This is a genomic window from Rhizobium sp. 2MFCol3.1, from assembly GCF_000377565.1.
Lineage (GTDB): Bacteria > Pseudomonadota > Alphaproteobacteria > Rhizobiales > Rhizobiaceae > Rhizobium.
Window position 1 is genome coordinate 34,292 of sequence record NZ_KB898372.1, and the last position, 16,452, is coordinate 50,743.

19 protein-coding genes are annotated in these 16,452 nt (G+C 61.5%); 4 read left to right on the top strand and 15 right to left on the bottom strand.

The features are described 5' to 3' along the window. Positions 1–163: 163 nt before the first annotated feature. Positions 164–436 carry a USG protein gene (locus tag D460_RS0127060; protein ID WP_018901748.1) on the bottom strand — a complete coding sequence of 91 codons (273 nt, stop codon included), beginning with the start codon at positions 434–436 and terminating at the stop codon, positions 164–166. Positions 437–711: 275 nt separating this feature from the next. On the opposite strand from D460_RS0127060, the gene D460_RS0127070 reads away from it, so the two are divergent. The 3 genes from D460_RS0127070 to D460_RS0127080 are packed head-to-tail and all read left to right on the top strand — an operon-like array spanning position 712 to position 2,946. Further along, on the top strand, positions 712–1,026 hold the full coding sequence (locus tag D460_RS0127070) for a co-chaperone GroES (RefSeq protein WP_018901750.1): 315 nt from the start codon (positions 712–714) through the stop codon (positions 1,024–1,026). A 54-nt stretch (positions 1,027–1,080) separates the two neighbouring features. Then, positions 1,081–2,709 carry a chaperonin GroEL gene (gene groL, locus D460_RS0127075; RefSeq protein WP_018901751.1) on the top strand — a complete coding sequence of 543 codons (1,629 nt, stop codon included), beginning with the start codon at positions 1,081–1,083 and terminating at the stop codon, positions 2,707–2,709. A 48-nt stretch (positions 2,710–2,757) separates the two neighbouring features. Beyond that, positions 2,758–2,946 (top strand): hypothetical protein, encoded by a 189-nt coding sequence (locus D460_RS0127080; RefSeq protein WP_018901752.1) that lies wholly within the window; start codon positions 2,758–2,760, stop codon positions 2,944–2,946. 193 nt (positions 2,947–3,139) lie between these two features. Here the strand turns inward: D460_RS0127080 and D460_RS0127085 are convergent, their stop codons facing one another. The 6 genes from D460_RS0127085 to D460_RS0127110 form a co-directional block, all read right to left on the bottom strand. Beyond that, a complete protein-coding gene (locus tag D460_RS0127085; RefSeq protein WP_026283594.1) occupies positions 3,140–4,084 on the bottom strand; it encodes a glyoxylate/hydroxypyruvate reductase A in 945 nt (314 codons plus the stop codon). An 89-nt stretch (positions 4,085–4,173) separates the two neighbouring features. Next, a complete protein-coding gene (locus D460_RS0127090; RefSeq protein WP_348625661.1) occupies positions 4,174–4,917 on the bottom strand; it encodes a transporter substrate-binding domain-containing protein in 744 nt (247 codons plus the stop codon). A gap of 105 nt (positions 4,918–5,022) precedes the next feature. Beyond that, positions 5,023–5,982: an agmatinase gene (locus tag D460_RS0127095; protein WP_018901755.1), complete on the bottom strand. Its 960-nt coding sequence runs from the start codon at positions 5,980–5,982 to the stop codon at positions 5,023–5,025. A gap of 8 nt (positions 5,983–5,990) precedes the next feature. Beyond that, the gene (locus tag D460_RS0127100; RefSeq protein WP_018901756.1) at positions 5,991–6,647 is read right to left on the bottom strand and encodes an amino acid ABC transporter permease; all 657 of its coding nucleotides are present in this window, start codon (positions 6,645–6,647) and stop codon (positions 5,991–5,993) included. After that, positions 6,647–7,456 carry an amino acid ABC transporter ATP-binding protein gene (locus tag D460_RS0127105; protein WP_018901757.1) on the bottom strand — a complete coding sequence of 270 codons (810 nt, stop codon included), beginning with the start codon at positions 7,454–7,456 and terminating at the stop codon, positions 6,647–6,649. Before D460_RS0127105 ends, D460_RS0127100 begins: the two co-directional genes overlap by 1 nt. Further along, on the bottom strand, positions 7,453–8,079 hold the full coding sequence (locus D460_RS0127110; RefSeq protein WP_026283595.1) for an urea carboxylase-associated family protein: 627 nt from the start codon (positions 8,077–8,079) through the stop codon (positions 7,453–7,455). Before D460_RS0127110 ends, D460_RS0127105 begins: the two co-directional genes overlap by 4 nt. Positions 8,080–8,368: 289 nt before the next feature. Between D460_RS0127110 and D460_RS0127115 the strand changes: the two genes are divergently transcribed. Continuing rightward, a complete protein-coding gene (locus tag D460_RS0127115) occupies positions 8,369–9,544 on the top strand; it encodes a M24 family metallopeptidase (RefSeq protein WP_018901759.1) in 1,176 nt (391 codons plus the stop codon). A 63-nt stretch (positions 9,545–9,607) separates the two neighbouring features. Here the strand turns inward: D460_RS0127115 and D460_RS0127120 are convergent, their stop codons facing one another. From D460_RS0127120 to pxpB, 8 genes are read right to left on the bottom strand one after another with little or no spacing between them, the layout of a single operon-like run. Further along, positions 9,608–10,021, bottom strand: a complete 414-nt coding sequence (locus D460_RS0127120) for a VOC family protein (RefSeq protein ID WP_018901760.1) — start codon at positions 10,019–10,021, stop codon at positions 9,608–9,610. Positions 10,022–10,055: 34 nt separating this feature from the next. After that, positions 10,056–11,240, bottom strand: a complete 1,185-nt coding sequence (locus D460_RS0127125) for a Xaa-Pro peptidase family protein (RefSeq protein WP_026283596.1) — start codon at positions 11,238–11,240, stop codon at positions 10,056–10,058. A 9-nt stretch (positions 11,241–11,249) separates the two neighbouring features. Beyond that, complete coding sequence (locus D460_RS0127130) at positions 11,250–11,888, bottom strand: GntR family transcriptional regulator (protein ID WP_018901762.1); 639 nt, start codon at positions 11,886–11,888, stop codon at positions 11,250–11,252. Next, entirely contained in the window at positions 11,881–13,137 is a 1,257-nt protein-coding gene (locus D460_RS0127135; protein ID WP_018901763.1) for a hydantoinase/carbamoylase family amidase, read from the bottom strand. The genes D460_RS0127130 and D460_RS0127135 overlap by 8 nt, the downstream gene beginning before the upstream one ends. Continuing rightward, entirely contained in the window at positions 13,134–14,081 is a 948-nt protein-coding gene (locus D460_RS0127140; protein ID WP_018901764.1) for an NAD(P)-dependent oxidoreductase, read from the bottom strand. Before D460_RS0127140 ends, D460_RS0127135 begins: the two co-directional genes overlap by 4 nt. Then, entirely contained in the window at positions 14,078–14,722 is a 645-nt protein-coding gene (locus D460_RS0127145; protein WP_018901765.1) for a GntR family transcriptional regulator, read from the bottom strand. Before D460_RS0127145 ends, D460_RS0127140 begins: the two co-directional genes overlap by 4 nt. Continuing rightward, entirely contained in the window at positions 14,719–15,690 is a 972-nt protein-coding gene (locus D460_RS0127150) for a biotin-dependent carboxyltransferase family protein (RefSeq protein WP_018901766.1), read from the bottom strand. The genes D460_RS0127145 and D460_RS0127150 overlap by 4 nt, the downstream gene beginning before the upstream one ends. Beyond that, on the bottom strand, positions 15,687–16,424 hold the full coding sequence (gene pxpB / locus D460_RS0127155) for a 5-oxoprolinase subunit PxpB (RefSeq protein WP_037112254.1): 738 nt from the start codon (positions 16,422–16,424) through the stop codon (positions 15,687–15,689). Before pxpB ends, D460_RS0127150 begins: the two co-directional genes overlap by 4 nt. Positions 16,425–16,452 lie beyond the last annotated feature (28 nt).

Below are 16,452 nucleotides of genomic sequence, written 5' to 3' on the forward strand. Positions count from 1 at the left end.
CACATCGACCATGACCTCTTCCCTGCGGGCGATCTTGGCATCCAAATGATTTTAGACACTCCGCTTCTCGTTCTTCCATTCCTCACAGACGTTGAAGGCGATCGCCCCTGGTCAAGGCCGATCGGTAGGGATAGTGAGGAGGTGGAAATCTCAGTTTCAAGAGTTAGTGCATCTTGAATTCGCCATCGACACGGCGCCATTGGTTCGGCCCGATCAAGTGCTGGTGGCTATAGCGAACCGAGTGAAGAGGACCATCGAGGGTGGCTTTCCAAAAGTCCAGAAACTTGTGCATCTGAGGAAAATCCGGGGCGAGATCGTAGTCCTGCCAGACGTAGGTCTGCAGGACGGATCCAAAGTCCGGGATGCGATAGAGAATATGGGCGGTGGTCAAGCCGTAGCCGTTCAGTTGGCGTTCGAGGTCCGTTGAGAATTGCATGCTTCATCTCCGTTTCGTAACGCGATGATGGTGATCCAAAACGTTGCCCCGATCAACAGAATCGAGGAACCCCGCGTCGATTTTCTGCGCTTTTTCAGCATGTTAGCAGCAATCATAGCTGAGTGCTAATTTTTCGCAGCGCCCCTCTTGAAATTGGAAAATCCCGAAAATAAATTTTTCGCGCGAACGCTCGATGAGGTTCGCACCTGCCCGGACTGGTCATCCGGTCCGGCCAGGGCATTCAACGTCATCATTTTTGCTCAACGGAGGAAAACATGTCGTTCCGACCGCTTCATGACCGCATTCTTGTCCGCCGGGTTGAATCCCAGGAGAAAACCAAGGGCGGCATCATCATTCCCGATACTGCCAAGGAAAAGCCGTCCGAGGGCGAGGTCGTCGCAGTTGGCACTGGCGCTCGTAACGAGGCAGGCCAGATCCAGGCGCTCGACGTCAAGCCCGGCGACCGCATCTTGTTCGGCAAATGGTCCGGCACCGAGATCAAGATCAACGGTGAAGACTTGCTGATCATGAAGGAAAGCGACGTATTGGGTATCATCGAAGCCCAGGCCGAGCAGAAAAAAGCGGCCTAATCCGTCCTACCGCCAACCATCAGTCAAATAGCTGCCTATAGAGGAGTTAGATAAATGGCTGCAAAAGAAGTCAAATTCCACACTGACGCCCGTGAACGCATGCTGCGCGGGGTCGACGTTCTCGCCAACGCTGTGAAGGTAACGCTTGGTCCGAAGGGCCGCAACGTGGTGGTCGACAAGTCCTTCGGCGCGCCGCGCATCACCAAGGACGGTGTATCGGTCGCCAAGGAAATCGAACTCGAGGACAAGTTCGAAAACATGGGTGCCCAGATGCTGCGCGAAGTGGCGTCGAAGACCAACGATCTTGCCGGCGACGGCACCACGACGGCGACCGTTCTAGCCCAGGCAATCGTCAAGGAGGGTGCCAAAGCGGTTGCCTCAGGCATGAACCCGATGGACCTGAAGCGTGGCATCGATATCGCCGTGGACGCTATCGTCAAGGAGCTGAAGACCAACGCCCGTAAGATTACCAGCAATTCGGAAATCGCCCAGGTGGGCACGATCTCGGCCAATGGTGATGAGGAAATTGGTAAGTACCTCGCCGAAGCCATGGAGAAGGTCGGCAACGAAGGTGTCATCACAGTCGAGGAAGCCAAGACCGCAGAAACCGAGCTCGAAGTTGTCGAGGGCATGCAGTTTGATCGAGGTTACCTCAGCCCTTACTTCGTCACCAACCAAGATAAAATGCGGGTCGAACTGGAAGACCCCTATATCCTTATCCACGAAAAGAAGCTTTCGAACCTGCAGGCCATGCTTCCGGTTCTGGAAGCGGTCGTTCAGTCCGGCAAACCGCTCCTAATCATCGCCGAAGATGTCGAAGGCGAAGCGCTGGCCACCCTCGTGGTCAATAAGCTGCGCGGCGGTCTGAAGATTGCCGCCGTCAAGGCTCCGGGCTTCGGTGACCGCCGTAAGGCCATGCTGGAAGACATCGCTATCCTTACGGGTGGCACTGTTATCTCCGAGGATCTCGGTATCAAGCTCGAGAGCGTGACACTGAACATGCTCGGCCGGGCAAAGAAGGTGGCCATCGAGAAGGAGAACACGACCATCATCGATGGCATCGGCTCGAAGGCCGAGATCGACGGCCGCGTCGCGCAGATCCGTGCTCAGATTGAGGAAACGACCTCCGACTACGACCGCGAAAAACTGCAAGAACGGCTTGCCAAGCTCGCCGGCGGCGTCGCGGTCATCCGGGTTGGCGGTTCGACGGAAATCGAGGTCAAGGAGAAGAAGGACCGCGTCGACGACGCGCTTCATGCAACTCGCGCGGCCGTCGAGGAAGGCATACTGCCCGGCGGTGGTGTTGCTCTGCTTCGCGCGGTCAAGTCTCTCGACAATCTCGCCACGCCCAACCAGGATCAAAAGGTCGGCATCGACATCGTCCGGCGTGCCATCGAGGCACCCGTGCGGCAGATCGCAGAAAATGCCGGTGCGGAAGGCTCGGTTATCGTGGGCAAGTTGCGGGAGAAAACCGACTTCTCTTTCGGCTGGAATGCCCAGACGGGCGAATACGGTGATCTTTATGCTCAAGGCGTCATCGACCCCGCCAAGGTCGTGCGGACCGCGCTTCAGGATGCCGCATCCGTCGCTGGTCTCCTTGTGACCACGGAAGCGATGATCGCCGAAAAGCCGAAGAAGGACGCCGCACCGGCTCTGCCGACCGGTGCCGGAATGGACTATTAAGCAGGATTGCCCGCCAAAAATTGGCGGGCATTCCAGGCTAAGGATCAGATGGCAAACAATCTTACAAAGGAAGATCTGCGCATCTGCGTCGATGTCGTTAAGACGATCGCACGTGAACGCGGAACAGCCAAGGACCCGGCGGCGGTCGCGGAACTCATGAGTGCAGTTGCCCGCAATTATAACAGGGGCGTCCGCAGCTTCGAACAACTGATAGCCGCCATGAAGGCCGGCACCTGACAGGAAGCGCCTGGCTGATAACCGGCCGAGCGCTTCTTATACGCTCCACCGCGCGGTGCACTGCGGATGGACTAGGATTCGGCCGAATGGCCTGCCGACGCCTCCATAAAACATCCACTGCAATCAACGGGTCAAGCAGTCGGGAATTCGTCGCAACGGCGTGTTCGACCTTGCAAAGGATATCGATCGAAGACTAATAGCCGCGATTGAAATCGATCCCATCGGGCAGAAGACCATCTGCGCGGTACTGAACAATCCTGTCAGCGACAATCTGCGCGGCAGTTGACGGATTGGTGGGAGCCGAAATGTGTGGCAGTACGGTCACCCCGCGGTGCCCCCATAGAGAGCTCTTCCCATCGAGGGGTTCGTTCTCGAAGACGTCAAGCACTGCGTGCTTCAAGGCGCCGGTGTCGAGTGCGGCAACGAGATCAAGCGTTTTAATAATGCGGCCACGCCCAAAATTAATGAAGCCAGCATTCGCGGGCAGCAGCTCAAACTCGCGCGTGCCGAGGAGAGCGGTCGTTTCGGCCGTCAGCGGCAACAAGCAAACCACGATGTCGGATGCCTTTAGCATGGCTTCCAAGCCCCCCGGGCCGAAGTAGGTCGTCACACCCTCGACCTTCTTCTCGGTCCGGCTCCAGCCACTGACCGCAAAACCCGCTAGCTGCAACTGCTGGGCGGCGGCGCGACCAAGAGCCCCCAGTCCCAATAGGCCGACCCGGGTGTCGGGTGCCGATCGGTAGGGGAGTTGCTGCCAAAGACCTTGGCGTTGCTGCAGGCCATAGGCCGGCATGTCGCGGGAGAGATAAAGCGTCCAGGCGAGCACAGCCTCGGCCATGGTTCGCGCAAGATCCGGGTCGATGAGGCGCACGATCGGATGCGAGAAACCTTTGAGTTCCAGAACCAGCCGCTCGACGCCCGCCCAAAGGCTATGAACCCATTTCAGGTTCGGCAGCCGCCCGAGATCGACAGGATCGGGATTGGCGACGATCGCGATATCGACGCGGTCAAGCTCTTCGGTCGACAGCGCATGAATGGGACGGATGGTTTCACGTGGCATAGCCGCACTGAGGACTGTGAGCCAGTTGTCTTCGGCTGCTTTGGATAAGCGCGTGATAAGCGCGACGCGAGACGACATCGATATGCTCTGCATGGGTTGCCCGTTGTGGACGCCGGGGGGTACTAAGAAGGAAGGCCGGGCACTTTTTGTGCCCGGCCAGGCGATCATTACTGAATGGTCTTGATCGGGTCCTTGGGTGTCGGATCAAATCCGACCAGATCGGTGGTCAGCTTGGCGTAGGTGCCGTCGGCAACCATGTCGGCCAGTGCCTTATTGACTGCCTCGACCAGATGCGGCTTGCCCTTCTTGAAGGCGAAGCCCTTCTGGACATGGCTGACATAATCGTCGGTCATGGTCAGCGGCATTTTCGCGGACTTGATGGCGTATGCAGCGGCGATCGCATCGGTGATGACAGCGTCGACATTGCCGTTGACGAGGTCCTGCATGGCATCGGATTCGGCCTTGTAGCCCTTGGCGGTCGCGCCCTTCTCTTCGGCGATCTTCGTCCAGCTCGAGGCGACAAGGGCACCGACCGTCTTGCCTTTGAGATCGGCAGCACTCTTGATTGCGGAACCATTGGGCACGACGATACGGCCACCGGATTCCAGCCATCCGTTCGAGAAGGTGACCTGCTGCTGACGGGCCTCGGTGATGTCCATGGCGGCGCTGATGACATCGTACTGGTCCGCCTGAAGGCCGACGAGCAGCGAATCCCATTTGATCAGGACGGGCGTGTATTCGAGGTTGAGGCGCTTTGCGACTTCCGTCATGACGCGGATTTCGAGGCCATCGAGCTTGCCGTCAGGTGCGCGCATGCTGAACGGCGCGTAGGTGCCTTCCGTGGCGACCATCAGCTTGCCAGGCTGCAGGAGTTCAAGGTCGGCAGCGTGGGCGATGGAGCTCACGGCCATGCCCGCAAGTGCGGCGGCGGTGATGATCAGAGACTTCAATTTCATGGTCAGTTCCCTTTTATGTTGTTTCGGTGCATTCACTCGGCGTCGCGCCGCCGGTTTTCGTCAGCCCTCCGCGTGAGCGCGTTGGGAAGCAAGCAAAGCCATCAGCTCCGCCGTCACGGTGGCGGCCATCAAGGCGGTGATCTGTCCTGGCCCGTCGTAAAGCGGATTGGCCTCAACCACGTCGCAGCCGACGAGGTTGAGGTCGTTAAGGGCGCGCAGGATTTGAAGCGTCTCGCGCGCCGTCGGTCCACCCGCCTCGGGGGTCTGGACCGCGGGTGCCGCAGACGGATCGATGAAATCCATGTCGAAGGATATGAAGGTCGGGCGCCCACCGACGCGATCGGCGATCCGCTGTGCTAGACCACGAGGACCGAGATCGAGTGCATCGTCAGTCGTCAGCACCTCGTAGCCGAGATCGATCGATTGGCTGATATCGTCCCTCTGGAACAGCGAGCCGCGCATGCCGATCTGGATCGAGTGCGCGGGATCGATGATCGCTTCCTCGGCGCCACGACGAAACGGCGTTCCCGCGCTGTATTTCTTGCCGGCGAAATACTTGTCCCAGGTGTCCGTGTGGGAATCGAAATGAACAAGCGCGATCGGGCCATGAACCTTGGCGAGCGCCCGGATCTCGGCAAGCGTGATCGAGTGATCGCCGCCGATCGCGAAGGGGACGATGCCGGCATTGACCAGAGCCGCGACCGACTCCCCGATGCGCTCCAGGGATTCGATCTCGTATCCCGGCACGACGTTGGCATCGCCGACATCGGCCACAACAAGCTCTTCGAAGACGTTGATGTTGCCGCGATACGGGTTGATCGGACGCAGCATCACCGACATGGCGCGCACCGCGTTCGGTGCGAAGCGCGCGCCGGTGCGATACGGACCGCCGGAATCGGAGGGGAGCCCGATCACGGCCGCATCCAGCCCGCTCAGCGTCGTCGCCTGCGGCAGGCGCATGAAGGTCGGAACGCCGCAGAACCGTGGTGTTTCAAGCGAGTCGATCGGAAGGACACTCATGGCTCACCTCAACCCAGGTTCGCGTAGCGTCGCTCAAGCCAGGAGGCGACGAATGTGAGGATCGTGGTCAGGACGAGATAGATGACCGCCACGGCGATGTAGAATTCGAAGGGACGGAAGGTCGCCGCGATCAACGTCTGTGCGTAAAGCGTCAGCTCGACGACGGTGATGGTCGAGAGAAGCGAGGTGTTCTTCAGCGTCGAAATCGCCTCGTTGGTGACGGCGGGCAGAACGATGCGGAAGACCTGCGGCAGGATGATCGTGCGCATCGTCTCGCTCGGGCTGAAGCCAAGCGCCAGGGCCGATTCATTCTGGCCGCGCGGGATGGCGTTCAGGCCACCGCGGATGATTTCGGCAACATAGGCGCCGCTGTTGATACCGAGCGCGATGACACCGGCGGTAAACGGCGAAAGCCGGATGCCTATCTGCGGCAGGCCGAAATAGATGATGAAGACCTGGATCAGCGTCGGCGTGCCGCGAATGAACCAGATATAGAAGCCCGCCGCCACGCGCGCGGATTTCCATTTGGAACGCTGCGCCAGCGCTGCCAGAAGGCCGCATGCCCAGCTGACGACGATCGTCAGGATCGTCAGGCCGAATACCGTCCATGCGGCTTCAAGAAAGCCTGGACCATAAAGCTGAACTTCTTCGATAAAACCGCTCATTACGCCTGCGCTCCCTGACCTTGATCGTTCGAGAAGGAATGACCAACGTCGTCATGCAGGATGCGATGAAGGAACTGCTTCAGGCGGTCGCTTTCGGGATGCCTCAGAATATCCGGCGGCCCCTCTTCGGCGATCACGCCCTTGTCGAAAAACAGGACGCGCGAAGAGACGTCGCGCGCGAAGGCGATCTCGTGGGTAACGAGCAGCATGGTCATGCCCTCGGACGCCAGAGATGCCATCAAAACCAGAACTTCGTGGACGAGCTCGGGATCGAGCGCCGAGGTGACCTCGTCGAACAGCATCAGGCGCGGCTTCATGGCAAGCGCACGGGCGATCGCCACGCGCTGCTGTTGGCCGCCCGACAGGCGCGACGGATAGCTATGGCGCTTTTCGAACAGGCCGATGCGCGACAGAAGTGCCTCCGCCTCCTCGATTGCCTGCGCACGCGGCAGCTTCAAGAGACGGATCGGCGCATGCGTGACGTTTTCGAGCACCGTCATGTGCGGCCAGAGATTGTAGCTCTGGAACACCATGCCGACGCGCGCCCGCAAGGACTGCAGCTGCGACGGCGTGGGGAAGAAGCGCGAGGCCGGACGGAAATCGAAGGAAAGGCCTTCAAAGTCCATGAAGCCCGACTGCGGCATTTCCAGCGCGTTGATCGATCGCAGGAAGGTGCTCTTGCCGGAGCCGCTGGCGCCGATGATGGAAACCACCTCGCCTGCCTTGACGTCCAGTGAAACGCCTTTCAGCACTTCGTTCTCGCCGAAGCTCTTGCGGATTTCGCGCAGTTTTAGAAGCGGTTCGCTCATGCTGGCACCTCCGACGGATAGGCATCGAGAATGTTCACCGCCACGTCGCGCGGGGTGCGCGCGGCGCCGTTGATCGGCGTGATGTCTTGCGGACAGGCGGAGAGAACGAAGATCAGATCCATCTCGGCGCGCATGACGACGTAGTCGCCGGCAGCGGTATCCGGCGGGACGCGATCGACGGTGCCATCGGAAGTGACCGGCACATTCATGAAGAGGTTCAGCGAGGCTGGCGTGAAGGGCATTTCGATACCCACGTCGGAGAGCGCCTCGTGGAAATTGTCGGTGCAGCTGCGGTGATATTCCTGGCATCCGAGTTGCTGATAGAGCTCGCGATTGCATGGGCAGAGCAATGTGTCGTGCCTCACCTTGGCGCTATCTGCGACCATCGTCAGCATCGGGCGGCGGCGGGAGCTCATCAGCGCCATACCCTCGGTGAAGAAGATATTGCTGTTCATTGAACGCGTGTGATCGAGCGAAGACGTCTCGAAGTGATCACTGTCGGCAAGTGCCCAGGCATCGACGACCTGGTTGCCGTGGGTGTTCGTCACGAGGGCAAATTGCCCCGCCTTCATCCTGAAGGAGCGCCCTCTGGAGGCGGGCACGATGTCTGCGTCTAGGCTCATTTCAAACTCGTCTTTCTTCGATGCGATCGGTGCTGGGATGGTCCGATCGATCAAGTCCTGGCAACCCTATTCAGTATACCAGTGGAGTTCAAGTAGCAATTTCAATAAATTATAGCCTATATAATCGCCTTCTTGTATATAATTTAGACACGAAATGCTTATCGCGTAAGCATATTAGACCGGTTGGCGCATTAATCAGCAGAAGGGCAACAGGCTCGATTGACGTTCGGATACTCGTGGTGTACCGAAAATAAAGGCCTTAACAAATGAGTGCATACGGAGTGACATGATGGAGCGCTATTTTCCGCTGGACGAATACGAGGCCCGCTGGGCTCGCGTTCAAAACGAGATGAAACTGCGCGGCTTCGCCACGACTGTCGTCTTCGGGCGCGGCGGCGGAACGACCGACAATTGCGGCGACATCCTCTACCTCTCCAACCACTATGCAATCAGCAGCGGCATGGACTCGCTGATCTGGACAGCACGCTCCTTCGCGGGCGTCATCCTCCAGGAAGGGCGGGCGCCGCAGCTGCATATCGATGAGCCGGAAGTGCGTCGCGATCTGGTTTCGATCGATGACGTGCTGAGCAGCAACCATCCATTTGAAAGCGTTGCCCGCTCGCTCGTCGAACGCGGAGTTACGGGTCCGGTCGCGCTCGTCGGCACCAACCTGATCCCGGTGAAATATTACCGGCAGCTGGAAGCGATCGCGTCCGAGATCGAATGGGTCGCGGCCGACGATCTCGTCAGATCGGTCCGGCGCATCAAGAGCAAACGCGAACTCGACTGTTATCGTGTCGCGGGAGAGACGGCGACGGCGGGAATGACAATCCTGATGGAAAGCCTGATCAGCGGCATGTCGGAGCGCGAAGCGGCCGGCGAGGCGGCGCGTGAGGTCGTGCGCCGCGGTGGCCGGATCCAGATGATCGGCACCAACCATGGCGACACGCTGGGCTTCGACCAGCGCTTCCCGTTGACAGGCTACAGCGCCGATGTGCCTGCTGTCGGCGATCTCGTCACCGGCACGCTGCATGGTCCCCTGTTTCAGGGATATTACCTCGATCCGGGCCGGACAGCGGTGCGTGGCAAGGCTAACAGCGAACAACTGCGGCTGATCGAAGCCGCCGGCGATATCGTGCATCGCCTGTCGGATATGATGAGGCCGGGGACAAAATTGCTCGATGTTGCGGCGGAAGGCGATCGCATGACGGCCGCGTTCGGCGGCTCGATCTCTTCGATCATGAAGAACTTCCCCTTTTTCGGCCACGGCATTGGTCTCGGCTTCGAGCTGCCGCGCATCTCGACGACCATGTCGATGCCAGAGGACGTCGTGGAAGAGGACATGGTCTTCGGCGTCGAGGCGTTCTTGTCGCTCGACGGCGTTGGTGCTGCCTTCTTCGAGGACATCATCATCATCGGCAAGGATGGCAACGAGCTGCTGACGAAGTCGCCGAGCGTCTTCTAGGTCAGGCGGCGGTAACCGCGATAACAAAGGACCGGGCGAGATAATCGCCCGGTCCTTTTCTTTTTAGTGCGCGAAGACGCTGTCGAAATCCTTGAAGCCCTTGACCTCGATCGGGTTGCCGCTCGGGTCGAAGAAGAACATGGTCCGCTGCTCGCCCGGCTCACCCTCGAAGCGGACGACCGGCGGAATATCGAAGGCGATACCGCCCTTTTGCAGGCGTTCGGCGAGAGCGAACCAATCTTCAAGGGGCAGCACGACGCCGAGATGCGGCATCATCACCATGTGATCGCCAACCTTGCCGGTACGCGTGACTTCGAACGGCTTGCCGAGGTGCAGCGAGATCTGGTGACCGAAGAAGTCGAAATCGACCCAGGTATCGGTCGAGCGGCCTTCGGCGCAGCCGAGGACGTCGCCGTAGAAGCGTCTTGCCGCGTCGAGATCGGTGACATGGTAGGCGAGATGGAAGAGTGAGCGCACGGTGGTCTCCTTTGTGATGGCGAAATGGTCTTGATCAGCGAATGGTGAGGGTTCTGGGTAGGCTCGACAGCGGCTCGGCCCCGTGTTCGGTAACGATCACCGTCTCCGACGCACCGACCGTCCAGTGGCCGTAGCTGCGCAGCGTCGCCGGCAGGTGGAACACCATGCCCGGCTCGATCAGGCGCGAGACGCCGGTGAACAGGCTGAGGATACCCCCCTCGCCCCAATCGGGCGCGAAGGCGACGCCCATCGAGTAGCCGATACGCTTGCGAAACGCGGCGGTGTAGCCGGCCTCGTCGATGATGCGCTGTGCGGCTTCATGTGGCGCCGAACACGACGCACCCGGCTGGATCGCCGCAAGCGCGCCGTCGAGGGCGCGTAGCGAGCAATCCATCATACGCTGTGCGGCATCGGGCGGGCCGCCGATCCAGACGCTGCGCATGAGCGCGGAATGATAACGAGCATGGCTGCCCGCGAGTTCGAGGAACACCGGATCGCCCGCCTCCAACAGGCGCCGGCGCCAAGTCATGTGCGGCAGGCCGCTACGCGGTCCCGATGAGACGAGCGGCTCCATCGCCATGGCCTCGGAACCGGCCTGTGTCGCCGCCTGCAGCATGGCCGCCGCGATGTCGTTTTCGCTGGCCCCGTCCCGGCAGGCGTCGATGGCCGCGATCATGCCCGCCTCGGCATAGCCCGCGGCAGCGCGGATGGCGGCGAGCTCATCGGCCGATTTGACCATGCGCAGCGGCGGCAGGATATCCGAGCCATCGGCAAGACGCTCTTGCCCGAGCTCCCTGGAGATCTCCTCGGCCACTCGTGGGGGAAGGAACCAGCCACCGAGCTCGATCGCCGGCCGCGCGATTTTTCGGTCCCGCAACAGCGCCATAAGCGTCGAGACCGGGCTCTCGCCATCTTGGTAGACGACGATATCGGAGAGCCAGGTGTTGGCCACCGTGCCGTAGAACTCCAACTGCCGAACAAGCAGCGTCAAGTCCCCCGATGCCGTCATGATCAAGGCCTGAAACGCGAAATATCCGGCGGTCTGGCGCCCGGTCAGCCAGTAGATCGTCTCCGGCCCCGTGACGACAAGCGCCTCATGGCCGCTGGCGGCAAGCGCCGACACCGCACGTGCCTGGCGCCGCGAGAACTCGTCGCGCGAAAACGCTGCCTCGCTTGCGCGGAGCGTATCGATGCTTTCATTCAGTATCTTGGATTGCATGTTCAATATCTAACTCCGCGCTAGCCAGCCGAGGAAGCGGGCACGCACGCTGTCGAAATGGGTCTCCATCGCCATTCGCGCCGCCGCGCTGTCCCCGACTTCGATAGCGTCGATGACCGCGATGTGTTCAAGCGCCTGCTGGTCGAAACGGTCGTGGGTGCGAGTAATGGTGCAGCGGCGCGCAACGCCGCGCATCTCGGTCAGCATGGCCGCGAGCAAGGGAAGGTCGGCTGCATAGGCAACGGCGTTGTGAAATGCATCGTCGTCGAGCCAGAAGTGATCGAAAGCGATGTCGCCACCACTGGCGTAGGCACGCATGAGTTCGCGCGAGCGGATGAGATCGGACGTGAGGGGCCGGGTCGCTGCCGTCTCGGCCGCGGCTCCTTCAAGCAAGCGTCTGAGCTGGACGATCTCGAGCAACTGCTCGACGGTCACTTGGCGCACCATGAGCGCGCCGTTCGGCAGCCTTGAGATTACGTCCTCTTTCTCCAAGCGCGAGATCGCCGCGCGCAGCGGCGTGCGTGATATGCCCGAGTCCTGCGCGAGCGAACGTTCGGTCAGCATGTCCCCGGAGGAAAATTGCCCCTCGAGGATGCGCTGCTTCAGATCGCGATAGACCTGTTGTGTCAGGTTTTCCCTTTCACTCATCGTGACCGCCCGTTTCGCCGGCAATAGCGACATACAAGGTTTCGACCGCGGCAGCCAAATCCGCATTGTCCATGGCTTCATCGGGATTGTGGCTGCCGTTCCAGTTGCGCAGGAACACCATGACGGAGTCCCAGCCCGCCTGCGCGAAGGCTGCCGCATCATGGCCGCCTCCCGACAACATCCGGCGCGGGGAATGGCCGAGACGTTGCGCCGCATCGGCAATCATGTTGCCGAGACCAGCCGACAGCCGCGTCGGCTGGCTGCGCGACTGTTGCCCGAAGTCGAAGCGCACGCCGCGCGACGCGGCGATGGATGCCGCCTCGGCCTGCAGCAGCGCATCGGCGCGTTCGAGAACCGCGACATCGTCGCTGCGCAGATCGACGCAGAAATCGACCCGGCCCGGCACCTTCGCGAAGGCGTGTTCAGAACTCGCCGCATCGACCCGACCGAAGGTCACAGCGAGATCGTCGCCGCCTTCGAGGATGTTACCCCAGTGCTTGTCCATTGCGACAATCAGATCGGCGAGCGCGAAGACCGCGTCCGAGCGTGCCGCACGCGCCGCGCCGCCGGAATGCGCCCAGGTGCCGCCGATGCGCGCCTCACGATAGCGCAATCCGCCGCGCACCCCATCGACGATGCCGAAGGCTTCCTTCGCGTCGTCAAGCACCGGCCCCTGCTCGATATGCAGTTCGATGAAGCGTGCGGGCGAAAGGCCCGGACCGCTCAATATGGCATCGGGATCACCGCCTTCCGCGCGGATATGGTCGCTGAGGGTGCGGCCGTTATCGGCCCGTTTCGCCTGCAGCTCAGGCGCGGTCAGGCGTCCGAGGGCGGCCCGCGAGCCGGCATAGGAGACGGGGAACCACACGCTTTCCTCTGCGCGCGTCACGGTAACGACAAGATCGACCGGCGGCACCTGCCCGCTGTCCACGAAGGCCGCCGCAAGCGCAACGGCGCCGGCGACACCGGCCGCGCCGTCATAAGCGCCGCCCATTGCAACAGTATCGACGTGCGAGCCGATATAGATCGGGGGTGCATTGCGATCGCGGCCTGGTAGGCGCGCGAAGAGATTGAGGGCCGCATCCCGCGATACCGCCATGCCCAGCCGCTCGACCTCCTCGGCTACCACATCATACGCGCGGCTTTCGAGGGGGCTGTAGGATGGGCGGGTGAAGCCTGGACCGGGATCGGAAATGGCGTTGATGCGATCAAGCAGGCGATCGATCGTGTCCCTGATGATTGCGCTCATAAGGCTACCTCCGGTAGGAAATCAATGGTTGTGGCCGGCTTCTCGCCGGAAAGCGCCAAAAGCGCATTGCGGGCAGCACCAACAGCGACGCGCTGCAGCGCCTCGGGCGTCGTGCCGCCAAGATGCGGGGTGAAGATGACGCGCTCGGTGGCGCCCAGCGGACCGCTCGGCGCTTGCGGCGAATAGACATCCAGTGCGGCAGCGGCAACGACGCCGTTCGCGAGCGCGTCGCAAAGTGCCGTCTCGTCGATCAAACCGGCACGCGCAGTGTTGACGAGAATGGCACCCGGTTTCATGGCCGAAAAAGCGCTGGCGCCGATCATGCCCCGGGTTTCGTCGCGCATGGGTGTGTGGAGCGAGACGACATCGGCCTGCGCCAGACCTTCGGCGAGCGTGCTCACCCGCTGGAACGAGCCGATGTCTGTGCTTCGCGGCGAAAAGACGAGAACCCGCATGCCGAGCGCTGCATAAAGCATCCGCCCCAAGCCGGCGCCGGTCGCGCCCCACCCGACGACAAGCGCCGTCTTGGCGGACAATTCATGAAACGTATGGGCTTCGCGAAAGCCGCGCTCGCCGGAGCGCACCGCACGATCCGCGGCCGGAACAAGCCGGGCCGCGGCGAGCGTGAGCCCCAAGGCGAGTTCCGAAACCGATTGCGCGTTCGCGCCGGGTGTGTTGCACACCAGCACGCCCTTTTGATGCGCCGCGCGCTTGTCGACGGCATCGTGGCCCGCGCCGTGAACGACAACGACCTTCAGGCGATCGCTTGCGAGGATGGGCGCAGCCGAGAGGCCCGCATCGCGGGTGATGGCGGCGTCGCAGCCCATGATCATTGTCGATACGGTCTCAGCGTCCGGCGATGGGCACAGCACGGGTTCCACGCCGGCCTGCTGCAGAAGATCAAGGCCATCCTTGTGAATGGGCTGAACGATCAGGCACTTCATCGCGTTGCTTTCCGCTCGTTGGTTTCCAGCCGCCCGACAATCGCGTCGCGGGCGTTGAGGACATGCTGGCTCATCAGCTTTCCAGCCTGCTCGCCATCCTTTGCGCGCAGCGCCGCGATGATTTCGAGATGCTCCTCGCAGCCCTTCAGATAGCGTGCGGGTACAAGGCTGTGGTCGAACATGCAGGTCCGGCGCCTGAGGTCGCTGATCGTCCGCACCATCATCTGGTTGGACGTGGAGCTGGCCAGCGTCAGGTGGAAATCGTCGTCGACCCGGCGCTGTTCGTCCTCTTCGCCCGGCCCTTCCGTCATCAGAGCAGCCACGCGCCGTTCGAGACTGTCGAGAACTGATGGTGCGACCGCCGTCGCATGGCGAGCGCAATAGCCTTCGATGACGCTTCTCAGAAAGAAGATCTCGTTCACCTCGCCCGGCGTCAGCGTACGAACCTTGAGAAAGCGCCCTTCCTGGATGGCAAGGCCCTCTGCCTCGATGCGCTTGATCGCCTCGCGCACCGGGGTACGCGACATGGCAAGCTCCTCGCCGAGCTTCGCCTCCTGCAGGACGTCGCCGGGCTTGAGGCCACCGGCGAGGATCATCTCGATGATTTTCGCATAGGCCTGCTTGGCAAGCGGTTGGCTCATGATTGTTGTTCCTCCGCCTTTGTCGCGGCCTCTGGTTTTTCTTCGAGAGATGCAAGGATATCCGCGAGCGCCTCGTTGCGCGCAATCAGCAGATCTTCAGCCTCATCCTGGGATATGGATTTGAAGCGAATGGTGCTGCCCGTCGCGGTCTGCGCCAACCGTGGCAGGTCGACCGAGGCAACCGTCGCGATCTTGGGGTAGCCGCCCGTCGTCTGGCGCTCCGCCATCAGCACGATCGGCCGGCCGGATGAAGGCACCTGGATCGAGCCTGCCACTGTGCCATCGGAAACAATATCGTGCCCTGTAAAGGCATGGATCGCCGGCCCGTCGAGAACCTGCGCCATGCGGTCTCGAGTTGGCGTGACGCCGAAGGGTTGCTGCAGAAAATTCTTCCAGGCCTTCGCGTCGAAATGATCCGCCTGCGGCCCCGGAACGACCCGCACCGGCCCACCGGAGCGGGAGAACGGTTTACGCAGCGCCAGCAGCGGCGCCGGTTTCGTCTCGCCGAGCGGCAGATGGTCGCCGATCGCAAGCCGCCGACCCTCGATGCCACCGAGACCGGAGCGAAGATGCGTCGAGCGCGCCTCCAGAACCATCGGCGTCTCTATGCCGCCCGAGATCGCAAGGTAACCCCACACCGCCTGTCGCAATGCACCGATCTTCAGGACCTCGCCCGGCATCAGCCAGTGGCTTTCCCAGCCGTGTCTGACCTCACCATCTACCGTGATGTCGACAGCGCCGCCGGTCACAGCGAAACGCACCGGCTTCTCAACCACGAAGGCCCCGCCGACATGCGCGAATTCCAACGCCGCGTCGCCATCAGCGTTGCCGACCAGCCGGCTGGCGATCAGCATCGATGCGCGATCCATCGCGCCGGCCCCGGAGACACCGAGGTGCATAAGCCCGGCGCGGCCGAAATCCTGGACCGTCAGCATCGGGCCGGCCTGTTTGATATGGAGCACGGTCATGGCGTCTCCCACTCCTCCACCGCCTTGCCTCGGCTGATGGCGGCATCGAGGCTTTCGGCCTCATCGACATCAACATGGCGGAACCGCACGCGATCGCCGGCGCGCAACAGGAATGGCTCGGCGCGAGAGGGATCGAACAGTTTGAGCGGCGTGCGCCCGATGAACCGCCAGCCGCTCGGGCCGGGAACGGAATTGATGCTGGCCTGCCTGCCGCCGATGCCGATCGCGCTCGCCTCGATCCGCTGGCGCGGAACGGCCAGGCGCGGCGTGTGCAACGGCTGCGGCAGGCCGCCAAGATAGGAAAAGCCCGGCGCGAAGCCGATCATGTAAACGCGATAATCCGCAGAAACATGCAACGCGATCAATTCCTCGCGCGACATCTGCTTCATTTCCGCCAATTCATCGAGATCGATCCCGACCTCGTGGCCATAGAGAACGGGCACGGTGATCCGGCGCGCGGTAGCGCTAGCCGCCGACAGCTGGCCGAGCCGTGCTTCGAGCGAAGTCGAGAGGTTCTTCGCGCGGATGACGGTTGGGTCATAGGCGACGAGAAGCGAGCGGTAGGTCGGAACGGTTTCGACGATACCTGTGATTGGCTGTGTCGCCAGCATATCTGCAAGCGCAATCACCCGCTGATTCGTTTCTTCATCGATCTGGTCGGAGAATTCGACGACGAGCGCGCTGTCGCCACAGGCGATGATGCGCGGATATTTGTGCTTTACCGACTGGGTCATCACCATATCCGGGACTTCACCTTTACGA

Bases quoted from the DNA above. Each gene is read 5' to 3' on its own strand.
- D460_RS0127060 (WP_018901748.1), bottom strand. From the start codon at position 436: ATGCAATTCTCAACGGACCTCGAACGCCAACTGAACGGCTACGGCTTG.
- D460_RS0127070 (WP_018901750.1), top strand. From the start codon at position 712: ATGTCGTTCCGACCGCTTCATGACCGCATTCTTGTCCGCCGGGTTGAA.
- groL (WP_018901751.1), top strand. From the start codon at position 1,081: ATGGCTGCAAAAGAAGTCAAATTCCACACTGACGCCCGTGAACGCATG.
- D460_RS0127080 (WP_018901752.1), top strand. From the start codon at position 2,758: ATGGCAAACAATCTTACAAAGGAAGATCTGCGCATCTGCGTCGATGTC.
- D460_RS0127085 (WP_026283594.1), bottom strand. From the start codon at position 4,084: ATGTCGTCTCGCGTCGCGCTTATCACGCGCTTATCCAAAGCAGCCGAA.
- D460_RS0127090 (WP_348625661.1), bottom strand. From the start codon at position 4,917: ATGGCCGTGAGCTCCATCGCCCACGCTGCCGACCTTGAACTCCTGCAG.
- D460_RS0127095 (WP_018901755.1), bottom strand. From the start codon at position 5,982: ATGAGTGTCCTTCCGATCGACTCGCTTGAAACACCACGGTTCTGCGGC.
- D460_RS0127100 (WP_018901756.1), bottom strand. From the start codon at position 6,647: ATGAGCGGTTTTATCGAAGAAGTTCAGCTTTATGGTCCAGGCTTTCTT.
- D460_RS0127105 (WP_018901757.1), bottom strand. From the start codon at position 7,456: ATGAGCGAACCGCTTCTAAAACTGCGCGAAATCCGCAAGAGCTTCGGC.
- D460_RS0127110 (WP_026283595.1), bottom strand. From the start codon at position 8,079: ATGAGCCTAGACGCAGACATCGTGCCCGCCTCCAGAGGGCGCTCCTTC.
- D460_RS0127115 (WP_018901759.1), top strand. From the start codon at position 8,369: ATGGAGCGCTATTTTCCGCTGGACGAATACGAGGCCCGCTGGGCTCGC.
- D460_RS0127125 (WP_026283596.1), bottom strand. From the start codon at position 11,240: ATGCAATCCAAGATACTGAATGAAAGCATCGATACGCTCCGCGCAAGC.
- D460_RS0127130 (WP_018901762.1), bottom strand. From the start codon at position 11,888: ATGAGTGAAAGGGAAAACCTGACACAACAGGTCTATCGCGATCTGAAG.
- D460_RS0127135 (WP_018901763.1), bottom strand. From the start codon at position 13,137: ATGAGCGCAATCATCAGGGACACGATCGATCGCCTGCTTGATCGCATC.
- D460_RS0127140 (WP_018901764.1), bottom strand. From the start codon at position 14,081: ATGAAGTGCCTGATCGTTCAGCCCATTCACAAGGATGGCCTTGATCTT.
- D460_RS0127145 (WP_018901765.1), bottom strand. From the start codon at position 14,722: ATGAGCCAACCGCTTGCCAAGCAGGCCTATGCGAAAATCATCGAGATG.
- D460_RS0127150 (WP_018901766.1), bottom strand. From the start codon at position 15,690: ATGACCGTGCTCCATATCAAACAGGCCGGCCCGATGCTGACGGTCCAG.
- pxpB (WP_037112254.1), bottom strand. From the start codon at position 16,424: ATGACCCAGTCGGTAAAGCACAAATATCCGCGCATCATCGCCTGTGGC.